Source organism: Streptomyces sp. NPDC003379 (genome assembly GCF_053589195.1).
Genome location: NZ_JBSFRK010000003.1, coordinates 255,712 through 272,438, shown reverse-complemented (window position 1 = coordinate 272,438; position 16,727 = coordinate 255,712). Strand labels below are relative to the sequence as shown.

At 71.4% G+C, this 16,727-nt stretch carries 16 protein-coding genes and 1 pseudogene; 9 read left to right on the top strand and 8 right to left on the bottom strand.

Features of this window, described 5'->3' with window-relative positions; genetic code table 11:
- The first annotated feature begins 77 nt into the window (after positions 1-77).
- The 4 genes from ACWDVB_RS04885 to ACWDVB_RS04870 all read left to right on the top strand — a co-directional run bounded on the left by ACWDVB_RS04885 (position 78) and on the right by ACWDVB_RS04870 (position 3,115).
- Positions 78-1,001, top strand: coding sequence for an ATP-binding cassette domain-containing protein (locus tag ACWDVB_RS04885; RefSeq protein WP_451513863.1), 924 nt, complete (start codon positions 78-80; stop codon positions 999-1,001).
- A 2-nt stretch (positions 1,002-1,003) separates the two neighbouring features.
- Positions 1,004-1,741: an ABC transporter permease gene (locus tag ACWDVB_RS04880; RefSeq protein ID WP_451513864.1), complete on the top strand. Its 738-nt coding sequence runs from the start codon at positions 1,004-1,006 to the stop codon at positions 1,739-1,741.
- Between the two features lie 124 nt (positions 1,742-1,865).
- Positions 1,866-2,384, top strand: coding sequence for a methanogen output domain 1-containing protein (locus ACWDVB_RS04875; protein ID WP_451513865.1), 519 nt, complete (start codon positions 1,866-1,868; stop codon positions 2,382-2,384).
- Positions 2,381-3,115 carry a hypothetical protein gene (locus tag ACWDVB_RS04870; RefSeq protein ID WP_451513866.1) on the top strand — a complete coding sequence of 245 codons (735 nt, stop codon included), beginning with the start codon at positions 2,381-2,383 and terminating at the stop codon, positions 3,113-3,115. The genes ACWDVB_RS04875 and ACWDVB_RS04870 overlap by 4 nt, the downstream gene beginning before the upstream one ends.
- Here the strand turns inward: ACWDVB_RS04870 and ACWDVB_RS04865 are convergent.
- Together ACWDVB_RS04865 and ACWDVB_RS04860 are read right to left on the bottom strand one after the other, a co-directional pair.
- Complete coding sequence (locus tag ACWDVB_RS04865; RefSeq protein ID WP_451513867.1) at positions 3,102-5,711, bottom strand: molybdopterin-dependent oxidoreductase; 2,610 nt, start codon at positions 5,709-5,711, stop codon at positions 3,102-3,104. The genes ACWDVB_RS04870 and ACWDVB_RS04865 overlap by 14 nt on opposite strands.
- A gap of 5 nt (positions 5,712-5,716) precedes the next feature.
- Entirely contained in the window at positions 5,717-6,541 is an 825-nt protein-coding gene (locus ACWDVB_RS04860) for an FAD binding domain-containing protein (protein WP_451513868.1), read from the bottom strand.
- 71 nt (positions 6,542-6,612) lie between these two features.
- Here ACWDVB_RS04860 and ACWDVB_RS04855 point away from each other — a divergent pair.
- Both ACWDVB_RS04855 and ACWDVB_RS04850 read left to right on the top strand, forming a co-directional pair.
- Positions 6,613-6,717 (top strand): annotated as a pseudogene (locus ACWDVB_RS04855) (LysR family transcriptional regulator); the annotation flags it as partial.
- 88 nt (positions 6,718-6,805) lie between these two features.
- A complete protein-coding gene (locus ACWDVB_RS04850) occupies positions 6,806-7,114 on the top strand; it encodes a hypothetical protein (protein ID WP_451513869.1) in 309 nt (102 codons plus the stop codon).
- On the opposite strand, the gene ACWDVB_RS04845 is transcribed toward ACWDVB_RS04850, so the two are convergent.
- The 4 genes from ACWDVB_RS04845 to ACWDVB_RS04830 form a co-directional block, all read right to left on the bottom strand.
- Positions 7,096-7,605, bottom strand: coding sequence for a flavin reductase family protein (locus ACWDVB_RS04845; protein ID WP_451513870.1), 510 nt, complete (start codon positions 7,603-7,605; stop codon positions 7,096-7,098). The genes ACWDVB_RS04850 and ACWDVB_RS04845 overlap by 19 nt on opposite strands.
- Positions 7,602-8,732, bottom strand: coding sequence for a zinc-dependent alcohol dehydrogenase (locus tag ACWDVB_RS04840; protein ID WP_451513871.1), 1,131 nt, complete (start codon positions 8,730-8,732; stop codon positions 7,602-7,604). Before ACWDVB_RS04840 ends, ACWDVB_RS04845 begins: the two co-directional genes overlap by 4 nt.
- Positions 8,733-8,780: 48 nt before the next feature.
- A complete protein-coding gene (locus ACWDVB_RS04835; RefSeq protein ID WP_451513872.1) occupies positions 8,781-9,944 on the bottom strand; it encodes an acyl-CoA dehydrogenase family protein in 1,164 nt (387 codons plus the stop codon).
- A gap of 331 nt (positions 9,945-10,275) precedes the next feature.
- On the bottom strand, positions 10,276-10,983 hold the full coding sequence (locus ACWDVB_RS04830) for a response regulator (protein WP_451513873.1): 708 nt from the start codon (positions 10,981-10,983) through the stop codon (positions 10,276-10,278).
- Between the two features lie 22 nt (positions 10,984-11,005).
- Between ACWDVB_RS04830 and ACWDVB_RS04825 the strand changes: the two genes are divergently transcribed.
- Positions 11,006-13,090 carry a sensor histidine kinase gene (locus tag ACWDVB_RS04825; RefSeq protein WP_451513874.1) on the top strand — a complete coding sequence of 695 codons (2,085 nt, stop codon included), beginning with the start codon at positions 11,006-11,008 and terminating at the stop codon, positions 13,088-13,090.
- A 53-nt stretch (positions 13,091-13,143) separates the two neighbouring features.
- On the opposite strand, the gene ACWDVB_RS04820 is transcribed toward ACWDVB_RS04825, so the two are convergent.
- A complete protein-coding gene (locus tag ACWDVB_RS04820) occupies positions 13,144-13,320 on the bottom strand; it encodes a hypothetical protein (RefSeq protein ID WP_451513875.1) in 177 nt (58 codons plus the stop codon).
- Between the two features lie 603 nt (positions 13,321-13,923).
- The gene (locus tag ACWDVB_RS04815; RefSeq protein WP_451513876.1) at positions 13,924-14,550 is read right to left on the bottom strand and encodes a PepSY domain-containing protein; all 627 of its coding nucleotides are present in this window, start codon (positions 14,548-14,550) and stop codon (positions 13,924-13,926) included.
- Positions 14,551-14,742: 192 nt separating this feature from the next.
- Here ACWDVB_RS04815 and ACWDVB_RS04810 point away from each other — a divergent pair, with 192 nt between their 5' ends.
- Together ACWDVB_RS04810 and ACWDVB_RS04805 are read left to right on the top strand one after the other, a co-directional pair.
- Positions 14,743-16,392: an RICIN domain-containing protein gene (locus ACWDVB_RS04810; RefSeq protein WP_451513877.1), complete on the top strand. Its 1,650-nt coding sequence runs from the start codon at positions 14,743-14,745 to the stop codon at positions 16,390-16,392.
- A 99-nt stretch (positions 16,393-16,491) separates the two neighbouring features.
- Positions 16,492-16,635 (top strand): hypothetical protein, encoded by a 144-nt coding sequence (locus tag ACWDVB_RS04805; RefSeq protein ID WP_451513878.1) that lies wholly within the window; start codon positions 16,492-16,494, stop codon positions 16,633-16,635.
- The last annotated feature ends 92 nt before the right edge of the window (positions 16,636-16,727 follow it).

Genomic DNA, 16,727 nt, shown 5'->3' with positions numbered 1-16,727 from the left:
GCCTCCCCCTCGTGGGGGAGGCCGTTCCCTCCGCCGGGGGAAGCGGGCGCCGCCCCGTGGAGGGCACCGTCGTCACCATGACTGCCATCGAAGTGAAGGACCTGACCAAGGTCTACGGGCAGGTGCGCGCGGTCGACCGCCTCACCTTCTCCGTCCGGCCAGGACAGGTCACCGGGTTCCTCGGCCCCAACGGCGCGGGCAAGTCCACCACCATGCGCCTCATCCTCGGCCTCGACCGCCCGAGCGCGGGCACGGCGACGATCGGCGGCCGCCCGTTCACACGGCTCGACGAGCCGCTGCGGCATGTGGGCGCCCTCCTCGACGCCCAGGCGCCGCACGGTTCCCGCACCGCCCGCAGCCACCTCCTGGCTCTCGCCGCGAGCAACCGCATTCCCGACGTGCGGGTGGACGAGGTCCTCGAACTGACGGGCATCGCGAGCGCGGCGTCCCGCAGGGTGAAGACGTTCTCCCTCGGCATGCGCCAGCGCCTCGGCATCGCCGCCGCCCTGCTGGGCGACCCCCAGGTGCTGTTGCTCGACGAGCCGTCGAACGGCCTCGACCCCGAGGGCATCATCTGGATCCGTGAGCTGATGCGCCGCCTCGCGCGGGAGAACCGCACCGTGCTGGTCTCCAGCCATCTCATGGGCGAGACGGCCTCGTTCGCCGACCACCTGATCGTCCTGGGCAAGGGCAGGCTGCTGGCGGACACACCGACGAAGGACTTCATCGCGGCCCGCGTCAAGCCGCGGGTCCGCGTCCGCACGACGGAGCCCGCACGGCTGCGCGAGGTCCTGCTGCGGCACGGCCACACCCCCGTCGACTCGGACGACGGGCGCATCCTGATCGACGACGCGGAGATCGACGCCATCGGCCCGCTGGCCGCCCAGGAGGGCATCGTCCTCCTCGAACTGGCCGCCGAGGAGGCCACGTTGGAGCAGGCGTATCTCGATCTCACCGCCACCGCCACGGAATTCTCCGCACGAGCCCCGCAGGAGGCCTGATCATGTCCACCGCAGCCGTACTCCGCTCCGAGTGGATCAAGATCAGGACCCTGCGCGGCACCGCCTGGTCGCTGCTGGCCGTCTTCCTCCTGACCGCCGGCTTCGCCGTCGCGGCCAACGCGGCCATCGGCGACTCCGAGGCGGACAGCGCCGACTTCGACGCGCTCTTCTCCGTCTTCCTCGGCCTCAACCTCGGCCAGATCGCGGCGATCTCCTTCGGCACGATGGCCATGTCGTCCGAGTACCAGGGGGGAGCCATCCGGGCCTCGCTGACGGCGGTGCCCAACCGGGGTCTCTTCTACGCGGCGAAGCTCGCGAACGTGGCGGGCCTCGCCCTGGCGATGGGCCTGGTGACGACGCTCGTGTCGTTCCTGGGCGGCAGCGCCTTCCTGGGTGACGCGGCGCTGAGCCTCGGCGACGGGGACGCGCTGCGCGCCTGCCTGGGCGGAGCCCTCTACCTCGCGCTGATGGCGCTCTTCGCGGCCGGCCTGACCGCGGTACTGCGCAGCGGCCTCGCCGTACTCAGCATCCTGATCCCCTTCATCCTCATCGTCTCCATGATCCTGGGCGAGACCTCCGGCTCCCTGGCCGACTACCTGCCCGACCGCGCCGGACAACAGATCCTCTACGTGGACCCGCCGGGCGACCTCGCCCCGTGGGCGGGGCTCGGGGTGACGGCGCTGTGGACGGGCGCGGCGGTCCTCGCGGGATGGTGGTCCCTCAGGCGCAGAGACGCGTAGGCCGAGTGGAAATGGATCGGGGGTTGGCCGAAACCGGTCGACAGGACGCGTCACGGTACGCAATCATGTCGTGACGTTAGGCAAGTGCCGTCTGTCGTGCGGTGCGCCTCGAGGGGGCCTTCCCGTGGAACCATCCGAAGCACCCATCGCCCTCGACCGCGATGTGTTCATGCGCAGTCTGATCCGTGAACTGGCGCGTGTCCTTGAGGACGTGGTCGGCCTGGAGGAGGCGGCGGGGTACGTCAGCCTCGTCAGCCAGACCATCGGCGGTGACATCAACAACCAGTACGTCAAAGCTCTTTCGGTGGACCGTCTCGACCGTGCGCAGGTGGCGCGGACCATGGTCGATCTGAAGATGCGGCTCGGCGGTCAGTTCTTCGTCATCGAGGAGAACGAACAACGCATCGTTCTGGGCAACCGGGTGTGCCCGTTCGGTGAGAAGGTCGTGGGCCGCCCCTCGATGTGCATGATGACGTCGAACATCTTCGGGACCATCGCGGCGGAGAACCTCGGCTATGCCCGTGTGGAGCTGGAGAAGACCATCGCCCGCTGGGACGTGGGCTGTCGCGTGGTCGTTCATCTGCGCCCGCCGTCGGAGCCGGAGCACGGCACCGGGCGTGAGTACTACGGCGATCTGCTGTGATCCGCGTCGAGGCGCTCACCCTCTTCCGGAAGATCACCGGTCTGCTCACGGAGCCCGTGCTGCTCGTCGCCGCCGACACCCGGGTGCTGGCCGCGAACCCGGCGGCGGTCCGGCTGCTGCCGGGGGTCGAGGACGGTACGCCTCTGAGCGGCCTCGTCTCCGAGTCCGCCGATGATGTCGCCCTGCGCGTCCGGCAGTGGCTGCGCACCAGCCACCCGACGCCGGCGGGCCTCACGCTGCACGGCTTCGACGGCACGCGGGTGCGCTGCCGCTGCTTCGGCGCCCGCGCCCAGTGGCTGCCCACGCCGACCGTCCATCTGCGTGCGGTCCGCGTCGACCCCTGCGACCGCTTCCTCACTCTGAAGGAACGCCTCAACGCCCTGGAGCGCGAGCGCACACTCCGCTTCCGTGCCACCGAGGACCGCATCGCGCTCACCACGTCCCTCGCCGCGGCGCACGCCAGGCTCGACCGCCTGCACGCGCTCGTCGTGGCGCTGGCCACGGCCACCACACCGGCAGCCGTCGTCCGGTCGGTCGCCGAACACGCGGCGCCGGTCCTGGGCTGTACGACAGCCGACCTGCACCTCACCCCTCCGGCCCCCGCACCCGCCCGCCTCCACATCCCTGTCCCCCCGCATGCCGCCCTTGTCCTGGCGGCGGACAGCCCGCCCGCTCCGGAGCATCTGGAGTCGGTGACGGCACTGATCGGCGCCGCGCTCAGGAACGTGTAGGCGGCGCGGATCCGCAGCCTCTCCAGATACGGTCCGGGCGCAGGGGCAAGGAGGCGAAGCGGACGCCGGTGGCGTCGCGTACGGCGTTGGCCAGCGCCGGGGCCACGGGGTTGAAGGGCAGCTCGCTCATCGGTTTCGGATCCACCGCGCCGTCCCCGTCCGCGTACTCGACGAAGTGGACGTCGGTGGGCGGCACTTCACCGAAGTGAGGGATGGTGTAGGTGCGCAGGCCAGGGGTGGTGACATGGCCCGCGGGGTCGGTGGGCAGATCTTCCCGCAGTGTGGTGCCCACGCCTTGGACGACGGCTCCCTCGACCTGGCCGCGGCACTGCGCGGCGTCCATCACCGTGCCGGCGTCCGCCGCGTGCACGCTGTCGAGGACGCGCACCAGTCCGGTCGCGGTATCGACCTCGACGCGGAACCACTGGGCGCTGAACGCCAGCGACGGGACGACGTCCTCCGCGAGGCAGGTGGCGGAGGCGTGGAGCGGGATGTCGGCCGTCCGGGCGTCGGCGCGGAGCGCGGTGAGGGTTTGGCACGCCCGGGCGACGGCGCGGCCCGTGAGGGTGAGGCCGGTGGAACCGAAGCCGCCGCTGTGGTGGCCGGTCCGATCCGTGTCGGCATCGCTGAGGTGCACATGGTCGCAGCTGGTGGAGAGGGCGCGGGCGGCGATGCGGCGCAGCACGGTGCTGGTGCCGCTGCCGAAGTCGGGGACGGCGGTGGCCACGTCGTAGTGGCCGTCCGGGCGCAGGGTGACAGTTGCCTGGGCGATGTGCTGGTCGGCGGGGACGGTGTAGAGGGTGGCCACGGCCATGCCTTCGCCCACGAGGTGGCGCTGCCCGCTGCGTACGGGGTGAGTGCGCAGGCGCTCGGCACGGGCTCGGCCGATCAGGTCCAGGCAGCGGCCGAGGCCCGCGTCCATGACGGGGCGGTGCCCGCCGGCGCCGGGAAACGGGGCCTGTTGGCCGGGGCGGAGGTAGGCGCGTTCACGGATGGTGAGGGGGTCGAGGCCAAGGCGGCGGGCGAGGTCGTCGAGGGCGGATTCCAGGGCGAAGGCGAGCTGGCCGCCGCCGTATCCGCGGAAGGCGCCCGCGGGGACGTTGTGGGTGCGCACGCAGTAGCCCTCGACGGTCAGGTTCGGGCAGCGGTAGAGGGCCGGGGTCTCCGTGCAGGCGACGTTGAGGACGGACGGGCCGTGGTTGCCGTAGGCGCCGGTGTCGGCGACGATGCGCAGTTTCACAGCGGTGAGGGTGCCGTCGCGGCGTGCGCCGAGGGTGACGCGGACCTCAAAGGGGTGGCGGGTGGTGGTGGCGGTCAGCTCGTCGGTGCGCGTGTTCTCCAGCTGCACGGGCCGCCCGGTGTGCAGGGCGGCGAGCAGGGCGACGTCCTCGGTCTGCAGATCCTGACTCCGGCCGAAGGAACCGCCCAGGCGGCCGGCGGTGACGCGCAGGCGGTCCGGGTCGAGTCCGAACACCTGGCACAGCCTGCGGCGGACCAGATGCGGGGCCTGGGTGGCGCAGTGCAGGTGCAGGCGGCCGTCGGCTTCGGCCCACACCCGGCTGGCGTGGCACTCCATGGCGGTGTGCTGGACCCGCTGCGTGCGGAAGGTGTCCTCGTGGACGATGTCCGCCTCGGCCAGGCCCCGCTCGGTGTCTCCGGTGGTGTGGTGGAACTCCCCGGCGATGTTGCCGTCCTCGCACACGCGTACCGCTCGCGGGGCCAGTGCCTGGTCGGGGTCGGTCACAGCGGGCAGGACCTGGTAGGTGACGCGGACGAGGTCGCGGGCGCGGTCGGCGGCGCCGGGGCTGTCGGCGACGACGACGGCGACGCGCTGCCCGACGTGCCGTACGACGTCGTCCAGGACGCGCGTGTCGGCGGGGTCGTCGTCGGTGTCTTCGTGCAGGGCCGTGGAGAAGCGACCTCGCGGAGCGTCGTGGTGGGTGAGGACGGCGTGCACGCCGGGCGCGGCGCGAGCGGCGGTGGCATCGACGCCCAGCACACGGGCGTGCCGGTGGGGGGATCGCACCAGGGCGATGTGCAGCAGGCCCGCCGGCTCGGGGTGGTCGAGGGTGAAGCGTGCGGTGCCGGTGACGATGTCGTGGGCGACCGTGTCCCCTTCATCCCGGACGCCGGACGACTCGTATCCCTCACCGTTTGCATGCCGCGCCGCCTCTACCGCCTCGCCGATGGGCCGGTACCCGGTGCACCGGCACAGATTGCCCTTCAGGGACTGCGGCAGGTCGGCGAGCTGCTGGGAGGTCAAGGCGCCCGCGGTCATGACGAGCCCCGCGGTGCAGTAGCCGCACTGGAAGGCCCGCGACCGGGCGAAGGCCTCCTGTACGGGATGCGGTGGTCGCGCGCCGGCGCCCAGGCCCTCCACGGTCGTGACGGTCCGTCCGTCGGCGCGGTGCGCCGGATACAGGCAGCTGTGCACGGCCAGCCCGTCCACGTGAACGGTGCACGCTCCGCAGTCGCCCGTGTCGCAGCCCTTCTTCACCCCCGTCCAGCCGCGCTCCCGCAGGTAGGTGCGCAGGCACTGCCCCGGCCGTGGCGGCTCATGGCTTTCGCTGTCGTTGATCCGTACGGAGAACGTCATGCCGCCTACCGCCTCTCCCCCGGCTCGCACCTGGCCTCTTCCGCCAGGAGTTCGACCAGGTGACGGCGCCAGTCCGCCGGTCCGTGCACATCGTCGAGCAGGAGGTCTGCCGTGAGCGCCTCCCGCAGGGTGTGCCGCAGTTCGGGGGCGGACGGCCTGCGGGTGAAGGAGAGGGGTACCGGCCGTGTCGTGGCGGCGGTGACGGTGACGGCCCATCGCCCGGTCTGCCGGTCGTCGGTGCCGATCACCAGGGCGGCCGACCTGCCCCACGTGTGGGTGCTCACTCTGCGCACCGTGCAGCGTTGGGCCAGTGCGGTGGCGGGCAGCACGAGGGAGCGCAGCATCTCGCCGGGCAGCAGCACCGTGTTCCCGGGCCCGGTGACGAACCGCTCGGCGGCCACGGTCCGTGCGCTTCCGTCGAGGTCCACGATCCGGCACTCCCCGCGCAGCGCCACAGCCAGGGAGATCATGGGGCCGACAGGCAAGGCGGTGCAGAGGTTCCCGCCGACCGTGGCGGCGTTCCACACCTTGAAGGACGACGAGAACGCCCGGCAGCAGTCGGCGATGAGTGCCCGGCCCGTCGGCCAGGGCCCGCCCGGCGCCTCGGCGAACGACAGCAGCTCGGCGATGGTGCAGGTGGCCGCCACCTCGACGCCGGCCCCGGTCACGGTGACCGGCCGCCATCCGCACGGCGCCAGATCCCGCAATCGCCGCACGGTCGGCTGGGGCTCACCGAACAGTGCCGTACCGCCCGCCAGCCACGCGTCCCCCGGCAGCCAGGGCAGCCGACTGCGCCCATCCACCACATGGCGCACCGCTGTCAGATCCATACGCCCTTCCATCCCTCTGAGCATCAACCATCATCATGCTCACTTTCCGGGCGCCGGGCGAAGTCGGCGGCGGGCCGTTCGACGAGACGGGCCTGACCGGGCGCGAGCTGCGCGCCGACGATCCGTCGGCCCGCCGCTGGTTCCGCTTCCCGGAGGGCACCGATCCCCTGTGGCGGTGACACGAACCCGTTGGGCCGCTCCTTCGTACAGATGGCGACCGCCTCGCTACGGTGGTCACACCAGGACTGAACCGGGAGGCGCAGCATGCAACTCGCAGCGGAGAAGGGCGACATCACCACCATCATCGGGGGCGTCGCCCCCGACTGGGGACCCTTTGGCGCGCTGGGCACCGAGGCCAAGACCATGGTGCAGGTCGTCATGGCCCTGGCCCTGTTGCTCTGTCTGGCCATCGCCATCTGGGGCGCGGCCAAGCAACGGATCGGTGCCACGGCGCTCCGCGACACGTTCAGCGCGGAACAGGGCAAGGGGTTGATCGTCGCCGGTCTGACGGGTGTCTTCATCATCGGCTCCCTGGGGACGCTCTTCACCATCGTCTACGGGATGGCCATCTGACGGCCACGCAGGGGCGCCGGGCGGCAGAAGGAGCGGTCGCAGTACAGCAGGGGCGGTCGCTGTCCGACGTACGTGGTCTCGACGCGGCCGATCAGGATGCCGTGGTCGCCTCCGTCGACGAGCTCGTGGAGCCGGCATGCCACCCGTACCGCCGCGTCGGGCAGCCCCGGCAGTCCCCTCTCGCAGGGTTCCATGTCCCCCGCCGCGAAGCGGTCGGTGCCCCGCGCGGCGAACCGGGCGGCCACCTCGGCCTGGTCCGTGGCCAGCACGTTGACGAGGAAGTGCCGTGCCTCGGCGAAGGCGCCGTACACACTGGCCGTACGGCCGACGCAGACCAGGACGAGAGGCGGTTCCAGGGACAGCGACGAGAAGGAACTCGCCGTGAAGCCCCATGGCCGCCCCGCCCCGTCGACGGTGGTGGTGACCGTGACGGGGGCGGGGACTCGTGCCATGGCGTGGGTGAAGGCCGTGCGGTCCAGGTCGCCGGTCATCGGCCGTCCTCCTGTGCGCGGGTGTCCTCCCCGGACCGGTCGGGGCCCGCCTCCAGCAGGAGAGGCGGCCGGAAGTCCACGATGGTCTTCAGGTCGGTCGTGGCCCGGTAGTTGGCCAGGATGTCGACGAGTTGGTCGTAGTCGTCGAAGGGGCACACCGTGGACAGCAGACCCTTGCCGTCCACGATGCCCGTCGCCAGCATGTGGGCGGCGGCGACGATCACGTTGGCGGTGCGGTGCATGGGGAAGCTGCTGACGTCGAACGGGGCCGAGCTGATGTTGAGGCCCTTGGCCAGCATCAGCCAGGTGTCGAACTGCTGCATCTCCTGCGAGGCCCCGTACAGGACGTATCGCCCTTGTGGCTTGAGCTTCCGCATCGCCAGCCGGCGCGGGTCCTTCTCGCGGTCCGTCGCCTTGACCGTGGGCAGGGCGTCGAAGACGTAGTCGAAGGAGTTGTCCGGTACGCGGCTCAGCTCCTCGGGGAGATGGGCGCGTTCGGAGAAGTGCGCCTCGGCCTGCGCGTTGCGCCGCTGGTTGGCGTCGACCGACACCACGCTGTGCGGCGCGAACAGGCGCTTGATGACGCTGCCGGCGATGATGCCGATGGGCCCGGTGCCGAGGATGAGGACCCGGTCACCGACCCTCGGCGGATGTGTCAGCATGGAGCGCAGCGCGCCCGTGGTGGGCTCGATGAACGACGCCTCCAGGTCGCCGAGGGAGTCCGGGACCTTCACGGCGGCCGCGCGGCGGTCGTCGAAGAAGTCCCGGTCGGCCCAGAAGAGGTCCTCTTTGTCCTCACCGGAGAACACGGGCCGCAGGGACCGGTACTCGGCGAACCCGCCGAAGTCGGTCTGGCCCCAGTAGACGATCCGGTCGCCGATGGAGATGTCCACGGCGCTGCGGAACTCCGGTCCGATGTCGACGACTTCTCCGAGGTACTCGTGGCCCAGGATGATCGGATACTCCGAGGGATAGAGGTGCCCCTCGAAGAAGGAGATGTCCGTGGAGCAGATGGACACGCACCGTGTCTTCAGCAGCAGGCCGTCGGGCGGCGTCGCGGGGACGGGTACCTCGGCGAGGACGGTCTTGCGGGGGGCGATGAGTTGGAGCGCTTTCATGTTCGGCATGGTGATGCCTCTTCCTTTCAGTGGGATCTCAGTGGTGTCAGTGGGATTTCAGTGGTGCAGGACCGGGCCGTCACCGAGCAGGTACTGGCCCACGGTCTCGAAGTGCGCCGACGACAAGGTGATGTGCTTGACAGCCGTGTGGATGTCGCGGAAGCACCGTTCGAGCCGGCCGCTGGTGTAGACGGCGCGTGCGCCGGCGAGGTCGTAGAGGGAGTCCACGGCGGCGGTGGCGTCCTCCGCCACGGTCGCCGCGGTCAACTTGACCAGGGCGCTGAGCGGTTCACCGCCGTTCTGGCCGTGGGCCGAGACGCGCCGGGCCGCGTCGGCGAGCAGCAGAGCCGTGCGGCGCACCCGCATCTGGGCTCGCGCGTAGCCGGCGTGGACAGTCCCGCCGGGAGCGGTGCCGGAGTCCGACAGCAGCTCGCGGAACGTCTCCACCGCGTCCTGTGCGATGCCCAGGACCGTTGAGGCGGATGTGAAGGGCCCGAAGTCGTAGTAGCCGATGGCGTACGCCCGTGAGGCGCGGCTCGGCGGCGGGCGCAGCATCGCCGCTCCGTCGACGGTGAACTCCTCCGGTACGAAGGCGTCGTCGACGTCGAAGTGGTTGCTGCCGGTGCCGCGCAGGCCCAGCGAGTGCCAGGTGTCCCGCGGGCGGACCGCCGACCGGGGCACGAAGAGCATGCGCGGCGCCCCGTCCGGTACCTGTGCGGCGCACACCAGCCAGTCGGCGTGCGCGGAGCCGCTGGCGAACGGCCAGGTGCCGGTCAGCCGGTAGCCGCCCGGCACCGCGCGGGCCCGGCCCGCGGGGCGGACACTGCCCACGACCAGTCCGGTGTGTTCGGCGAAGACGGCGTGGGCCGCCGCTTCGGGGAGGTAGTCGGACAGTCGGCCTATGGCCCCCTGTACGCCCATCTGCCAGGCCACCGAGGCGTCCAGCCGTGCCAGCTGCCGCAGGACGGCGGAGCCGGTGGTCAAGCTGACGTTTCCGCCGCCGAAGTGGCGGCCGACCCACATGCGGTGCAGGCCGTTGGCCCGCAGTACGTCGATGACGGGCGTCGGGGTGACGCGGTCCCGTTCGGCCTGCTCCCGGTGCTCGCGCACCACGGGTGCGATCGCCTTGACCCGGTCAAGCCATTGCATGCCGCCGTCGGGAGCCGATGCCGTCTGGAGCAGTGGGGGGCGGCGCTGCGTGTGAACTGTGTGGGCGGTCACGGTGATACCTCCTGTGCGTGGTGACGCTGTGACTGTTACGCCGTCGCCAGGGCGATCGGCATGTCACCACCGTGGCGGCCCGGCCGTCCCGGGCGCCTGAGCCGTGCTGCCTCTTCCCGTACGTACCGAGGCCGGGACGGGGCCGGGCGGCGGGTGGGGCACGCGGCTCTGCGCGGGAGCGGGACGCGGATGAGCTGTGTGGCCCACGCGGCCGGGCGCATGGGCGCGCGAGACTGGCCTGCGGGGGACGTCCCGTGAGGAGGTCGCCGTGAGAAGCAGAAGAGTGGGCCGACCGCGATCGGCGTACCGAGCGTGTCGAGGGTGTAGGTGCTCAGTCCTGGCCGCTGGGCGACGGCGGGGCGTCCGCGCCCAGCCCCGCGTTGCGGGCGCGGACGATGGCCTGTGCCCGGTCGTTGACCTGCAGTTTGGCGAAGACGTTCGCGACGTGGTTGCGGACCGTCTTGTCGGAGATGGTCAGCCGACGGGCGATCTGACGGTAGTTCAGCCCGCCGGCCAGCAGATCGAGGATCTCCAGCTCCCGCGGGGTCAGTTCCGGGAACGCGGACCGTCCCGGCGCGGCCGCCAGCGAGTCGAAGTACGTACGCAACCGCAGGGCGACCCGGGGACCGAAGACCGCACCGCCGCGCGCGACGGTGCGCATCGCCGTCAGGATCTCCTCGCGGTCCGCGCCCTTGACCAGATAGCCGTGGGCGCCCGCCCGCATCGCCGCCAGGACGTTGTCGTCGTCGTCCGACATGCTCAGCACCAGCACCTTGACGTCGGGACGGTCGACGAGCAGGCGCCTGGTGACCTCGATGCCGGACCCGTCGGGCAGCCCCAGATCGAGGACGACCACCTGGGGTGCGGCGCTGACGCTCAGCGCGACGGCCTCGTCGGCGCCGCCCGCCACCCCGACGACCCGGAAGCCGTCCTGGGGCAGGAAGACGCCGCGCAGCCCCTCCAGGAACATCGGGTGGTCGTCGACCAGCAGAACGGTGATCGTGTCCGCGTCGGCGCCAAGAGCGCTCTCCTCTGCCACGGCGATTACTATAGGTGATCACATGACTTCAGGCAGCGACTATGTGGTGGTCGGCGCCGTGCGTCGAACGCCGGCGGAGCGGCAGTTGGCCGCCGCGACGCTGTGCGCCGCGGGCACCGTCGCCATCACCGCTCTGTGGATCTGCTACCTCCTGGCGCGCCTGGGCGCTCCCGGGGTGGCGCTGAGCGCACCGGGGCTGTCCGTCCTCCCCTACGGGCTGGCGGCCGCCGCCGGAGGCGTCCTGCTGCACGCGCACCGCCCGGGCAGTCCGGCGGGATGGTTGCTGCTGGCCTTCGGTGTCTGCGCGATCCTGCCGAGCGCGGCGGCCGCCCCGGTCCTGGTGGAGCAGCCGGGACCCGCGGTGCGCGTCCTGGTCACCGTGCTGGAAATGGTAGGCAATCTGGTCTACGGCACGATCTGGTACACGCTGACGCTGTGGTTCCCCGACGGCCGGCTGACCAGCCGGTGGTGGCGGCTCTACGTGGCCGCCGTCGCCCTGTGGATGGTGCCGCAGGTGTTCGTCGTCGCGGCGGCCCCCGGACGGTTCGGCCTGCCCAATCCCCTCAGCGGCGGCTGGTGGGGACAGACGGCGGCCCTGCTGGACACCTCCCTGACCACTGCCTGGGAGGTGTCCTACTACCTGCTCATCGGCGTGGGCGTCGCCGTGCTGCTGGCGCGCCTGCGCTCCGGCGAGCCCGGTCGGCGGCGCCCGATCCTCCTGCTCGCCGCGGGCTACGTCGTGATGGCGGCCGGCCAGTCGGCCTTCCGCTATCTGCATGGCGGCCACTACTGGCCCGCCTTTGGCCTGTACGTCCTCGGCTCGGCCCTGTGGACGGCGTCCTTCGCCCACTTCGTGATGCGCACCGGCTCCTGGCGCATCAGCCGCTCGGCACGGCGGATGCTCGCCGGGCTCATGGTCGGAACGCTGCTCACGGCCGGCTTTGTCGCCGCGACCGCCGTGCTGGTCACCGGACTGGCGTTCGGCGAGACCGTCGACGCCTTGGTCCTGGTGGCCGTGGCCTTCCTGCTGGGCGCCGGACTACGCCGCACCATGGCCTGGGCGACCGGCCTGGTGGACCGCCTCTTCTACGGCAACCGGGCGCACCCCTACCAAGTCCTGCACACCCTCGCCACGCGCATCAGCCGCGCGGTCACTCCCGAGGAGATCCCGGCCACCCTGTGCGCCACCATCGTGGAGAGCCTGCGTCTTCCGGGCGCGGCCCTGGTCGTCCACACGCAAGCGGGTCCGCACCTGCTCGCCCGGGAGGGCCGGGTGGGGCCCGAACCCCGCCACTTCGACCTGCTGCACCAGGGCGTCGCCATCGGCCGGATCTCGGTCGGTGTGCGGGAAGGGGAGACGACGCTCGACGCCCGGGACACCGGCGTCCTGTCGTCACTGGCCAACCAGGCCGCCCCGGCACTCGCCTCCCTGCGCCTGCAGGAGGAACTGCGTACCAGCCGGGAGCAGATCCTCACGGCGCGGGAGGAGGAGCGGCGGCATCTGCGGCGCGACATCCACGACGGGCTCGGACCGACCCTGGCCGGGCTCCGGCTCCGCGTCGAGAACACGACCACGCGGCTGACCGCCGAGGACCCGGTCCGGGCAGCGTTGCACGCCGTCCGCGACGACCTCGGCATGGCGATCAGGGAGGTCAGGCGGATCACCGAACGCCTCGGCCCGGCGCCGCTGGCCGAACTGGGCCTCACCGGCGCCCTGGGCCAGCTGGCCTGCGCCTTCGGCGCGAACCGGACCCGGATCGACATGGACCTGATGCCCTCTCCCCTGCCGCCTCTCCCGGCGGCCGTCGAGGTCGCGGCCTACCGGATCGCCGCCGAGGCGCTCAACAACGTCGTACGCCATGCCCAGGCCGCACGCGCGCAGTTGCGGGTCCTGGTCGACGACGACCGGCTCACCCTCGTCGTCCAGGACGACGGAATCGGCGTCGATGCCGCCCCGCGTCACCGTGGCATGGGACTGCCGTCCATGATCGAGCGGGCCGCGGAGATCGGCGGCCACTGCACGATCGACCGCATGCGGCGCGGCACCCGGGTGTGCGCCGTTCTCCCCCGGTCCATTGGAGCGACGTACGGTACGGCGCGAACGTGACAGCGCCCGCTGTCGCGCGGGACCGCGGCAGCGGGCGACAGCTCGCGGGACGGTCAGGGTGCCGCCTTGTGGCATGCTCCCGGCTTGCAGCAGCTGGGGCAGGCCCGGCCCTTGCCGCCCGACTGCGAGGTGCCGGACGCGTGGGCCGCCTGGAGCTTTCCCTGCCTGGCCACGACCGCGGTGGCGAGTGCGGCGCATGCGACGGCCGAGGCGATGATCTTGTTCCTCATGGTGGGTCCTCCAGTGGGCGAAGACGGGGTTTCCCCGAGAGAGCGCGGCGCGCCCTCAGAAGAAACGTTTCATCTCCGTCCGCCCAGGCACATGGGCCCCACATCCCACTCGTGACCCGACTGCGGAAAGTCGCGACCCGACTCCGCTGGGCGCTCGTGTCACAGGGGATGGCCTGCGTGCCGTTCTCCTTCTTCGCCGTACCGACGACGCAGCGCAGGAGTTCGTCTCCCCCGCGCGCGGGGTCGCGGCGCGCCGCGGAACGCGGCAGAAGTAAATCTCCGGACGACGTTGCCGCCGATCACGTCGATGATGCCGAAGGCGAACATCGCGGCGGTCAGGGATCAGGTCCGGTCCCAGTTCCGGTCCCAGTGGCCATGACGGTGGGCCGGTGCCGGGTCGCCAGATGCGGTGTACAGAGTTCGCCGGAGGCCGGACGCGGCTTGTACGCGACGCAACACGACCGGACGTCGGCGGCGATGACGGTCGCCTACTGCCGCGCGGCGGCGTCCGGCGGAATCGCGGAGCGGGGCCTCATGGTGTCCAGGTCGGCATCACGAGGCCCCGCTGGGGGGCGCATGGGCGTACAGCGGCATGCGCGTCGGTCAGTCCCGGTCTACGTGCTCCCGAAGGATCTTGCGGTTGGTCGCGTCGATGTCGAACGTCGTCTTGTTCCAGTCGTTGGTCGTCACGACGTCGACAGACCACTTCGGCGCGCCTCCGTCGGAGTCCTCCAGTTCAATGGAGCTGACGGTGCCCTTGGTCTTGTCCGTGGCGGTCTTCGCGGCCTGTTCGGCGGTCACGGTGGCCTTGCGGAGGCGGTCCGCCAGCTCGCGCTTGTCGTCGCTGTCCTGGTCCGAGTCGGCCCGCGCCTTGCCTGCCTTGCCGCTGACCGCGTCGACGTCGAGCTTGTGACTGGCTCCGTCGGCCGTCGCCACCTCGGCCTCCCACTTGGGGCTGTCCGGCGTCCCCTTCAGCTCGATCGAGACCGGCTTCGACTTGTCCACCGCCGCCACCGCGGTGCGCAGCGCCTCGTCGTAACCGATCTTGGCCTTCGGGATGAGAGCCTTCCGCTCGCTCTGGTCGTCGGTGAGAGCGCCGTCGCTCGCCGACGGGGAGGGCGACGTCGCAGGCGTCCGCGCGACCTTGGCCGCGTCGGTCTTCGTGCCGCCGCCGTCGCCGTCATCGCCACAGCCGGTGAGCAGGGCCGCCGCCACGGCCGCGGCGCACATCAGGCCGGCGCCTCGCGAGAGCGGGTGACGTCGACACCTTGAAGCGGAAATGTTCCTTTTAGTGACCATACGGGCACATTAAGCGAGATTTCCATCCGGCGCCCGGAAAGAACCACCGCCGGGGTCAGCGAGCCGTCAGGAGGGTCTGCGAGGCTCCGGCCCGGTGCGTCCGACGCTCAAGGGTGGGTCCGTATGCGCAGTGGCAGCAGTGGCAGCAATGGCAGTGTCCGTACGCGTGGGTGGTCGGTCGTGTGGCTCCTCGTCACCGCGCTGTCCGTCGTGGCCGCCCTGCTGTCCGCGCGGACCGCGACGGCTTCGGCTTCGGCTTCGGCTTCGGCTTCAGCCTCGGCTTCGGGGGCCGACACACCGGTCAACCTCCTCAACGTCCACAGCGGCAGGTGCATGGAGGTGGAGAACTCCTCCAGCGCCGACGGGGCGAAGATCCGGCAGTGGGACTGCGACGGCCAGCCCGGAGCGCGCTGGCTGCTTCGGCCCTCGGCCGCCTCGACCCGCGCGGTCCACATCGTGAACGCGCACAGCGGGAAGTGCCTGGCCGTACGGACGGACGCGCCCGCGGACGGCACATCGGCCCCGCGGGTCGAACAGTGGGGCTGCGCCGGCTCGCCGGGGGTCGACTTCGTGCTCGACAGCCGTGCGGACTCCGCCTGGATCCTCTCCATGACGACCACGCCGATGCGCTGTCTGGAAGTGGAGAACTCCTCCGAGCGCCGGGGCGCCCCCATCGTGCTGTCGACCTGCGCGAACCAGAAGGGGATCGCTTTCCAGCAACGGCAGGACCGCGTCGGCAACGACATCCGGCGTGACGACCTCTCCGCCCTCTACGGGTACGACAACGGGTCGGTCTCGCTGTTCCGCTTCCCCACAAACGGCGCGGGAGGGTTCGAGATACCGGACGTGCCGTGGAGCTCCCCCGCCGGCACCTGGGACTTCGCCCAGAGCCGGATCACCTCAGGCGACTTCAACGGTGACGGCCGCAGGGACGCGGCCCTGCTGCGCGGCCATGGCGACGGCTCCATCGCGCTGTTGACGATGCTCGGCACCGCCGACGGCGGGTACGCGGCCCCCTTCAAGTCGTGGGAGCGGCCACCGGGCAACTGGTGGGGCAGCCACGTGCAGTTGACCGCCGGGGACTACGACGGCGACGGCCGTGACGAGGCCATGGCCCTGTACGGCTACGACGACGGCAGCGCCGCGCTGTTCCGCTTCGGCACCACTCCTGAGGGCGCCTTCCAGGTCCCCTCCACTCCCTGGAGAGCGCCCGCCGGCACCTGGGACTTCACGCAGAGCCGGATCGCCACGGGCGACTTCGACACCGACGGCCGCCAGGACATCGCCCTTTTCAAGGGCACCCGGGACGCCGCCGCCGAACTGCTCACCCTCGTCGGCACCGCGGACGGCGGGCTCGGTGCGCCGCTGAAGTCCTGGCAGCGGCCGCCGGGCAACTGGTGGGGCAGCCAAGTGAAACTGGCCGCGGGGGACCATGACGGTGACGGCCGCGACGAGCTGATCGCGATGTACGGGTACGACGACGGGTCCGTCGCCCTGTTCCGGTTCGCGACCACCGCCGACGGCGGCTTCCAGGTGCCCACCGTTCCGTGGAGCGCTCCGGCCGGTACTTGGACGTTCTCCCACAGTCATCTCGTGTCCGGCGACTACAACGGCGACGGGCGGCGGGACATCGCGCTGTTCAAGGGAACTGTGGACGGGGCTGCCACGCTGCTCACCCTGACCGGCACCGCCGACGGCAGGCTCGCCGGGCCCCTCACGTCATGGCAGCGGCCGCCGGGCAACTGGTGGGGCAGCCAAGTGAAACTGGCCTGAGTCCAGGATCCGGGCGTCAGCAGGCGGCAGTACTTCTCTGCGGCGGGGTATACGGAGCTGTGCAGGATACGTTCGCCACCCCGTCACAGGAGGAGAGTCATGCCAGGAATGCTGACGAAGATCAAGCAGTTCGTCCGGAGCCCGCAGGGCCGACGCGCCATCGAACAGGCGCGTCGTGCCTCCGCCGACCCGCGGCGACGCGCCCAGGCCCAGCGGTTCCTGGGCAGGCTGCGCCGGCGTTGACGCCGGTGCCGTCCAGCGCTGAGCCGGTTGCCCGTCTCCCGAGTGCGACGCGGGCGTGCCCGCGGTCCACTGCTTGCGTGTAGGTCGGAAGG

Bases quoted from the DNA above. Each gene is read 5' to 3' on its own strand.
- ACWDVB_RS04860 (WP_451513868.1), bottom strand. From the start codon at position 6,541: ATGGATCTGACAGCGGTGCGCCATGTGGTGGATGGGCGCAGTCGGCTG.
- ACWDVB_RS04815 (WP_451513876.1), bottom strand. From the start codon at position 14,550: ATGTGCGCCGCGGCCGTGGCGGCGGCCCTGCTCACCGGCTGTGGCGAT.
- ACWDVB_RS04810 (WP_451513877.1), top strand. From the start codon at position 14,743: ATGCGCAGTGGCAGCAGTGGCAGCAATGGCAGTGTCCGTACGCGTGGG.
- ACWDVB_RS04840 (WP_451513871.1), bottom strand. From the start codon at position 8,732: ATGCCGAACATGAAAGCGCTCCAACTCATCGCCCCCCGCAAGACCGTC.
- ACWDVB_RS04880 (WP_451513864.1), top strand. From the start codon at position 1,004: ATGTCCACCGCAGCCGTACTCCGCTCCGAGTGGATCAAGATCAGGACC.
- ACWDVB_RS04885 (WP_451513863.1), top strand. From the start codon at position 78: ATGACTGCCATCGAAGTGAAGGACCTGACCAAGGTCTACGGGCAGGTG.
- ACWDVB_RS04820 (WP_451513875.1), bottom strand. From the start codon at position 13,320: ATGAGGAACAAGATCATCGCCTCGGCCGTCGCATGCGCCGCACTCGCC.
- ACWDVB_RS04825 (WP_451513874.1), top strand. From the start codon at position 11,006: ATGACTTCAGGCAGCGACTATGTGGTGGTCGGCGCCGTGCGTCGAACG.
- ACWDVB_RS04805 (WP_451513878.1), top strand. From the start codon at position 16,492: ATGCCAGGAATGCTGACGAAGATCAAGCAGTTCGTCCGGAGCCCGCAG.
- ACWDVB_RS04865 (WP_451513867.1), bottom strand. From the start codon at position 5,711: ATGACGTTCTCCGTACGGATCAACGACAGCGAAAGCCATGAGCCGCCA.
- ACWDVB_RS04850 (WP_451513869.1), top strand. From the start codon at position 6,806: ATGCAACTCGCAGCGGAGAAGGGCGACATCACCACCATCATCGGGGGC.
- ACWDVB_RS04845 (WP_451513870.1), bottom strand. From the start codon at position 7,605: ATGACCGGCGACCTGGACCGCACGGCCTTCACCCACGCCATGGCACGA.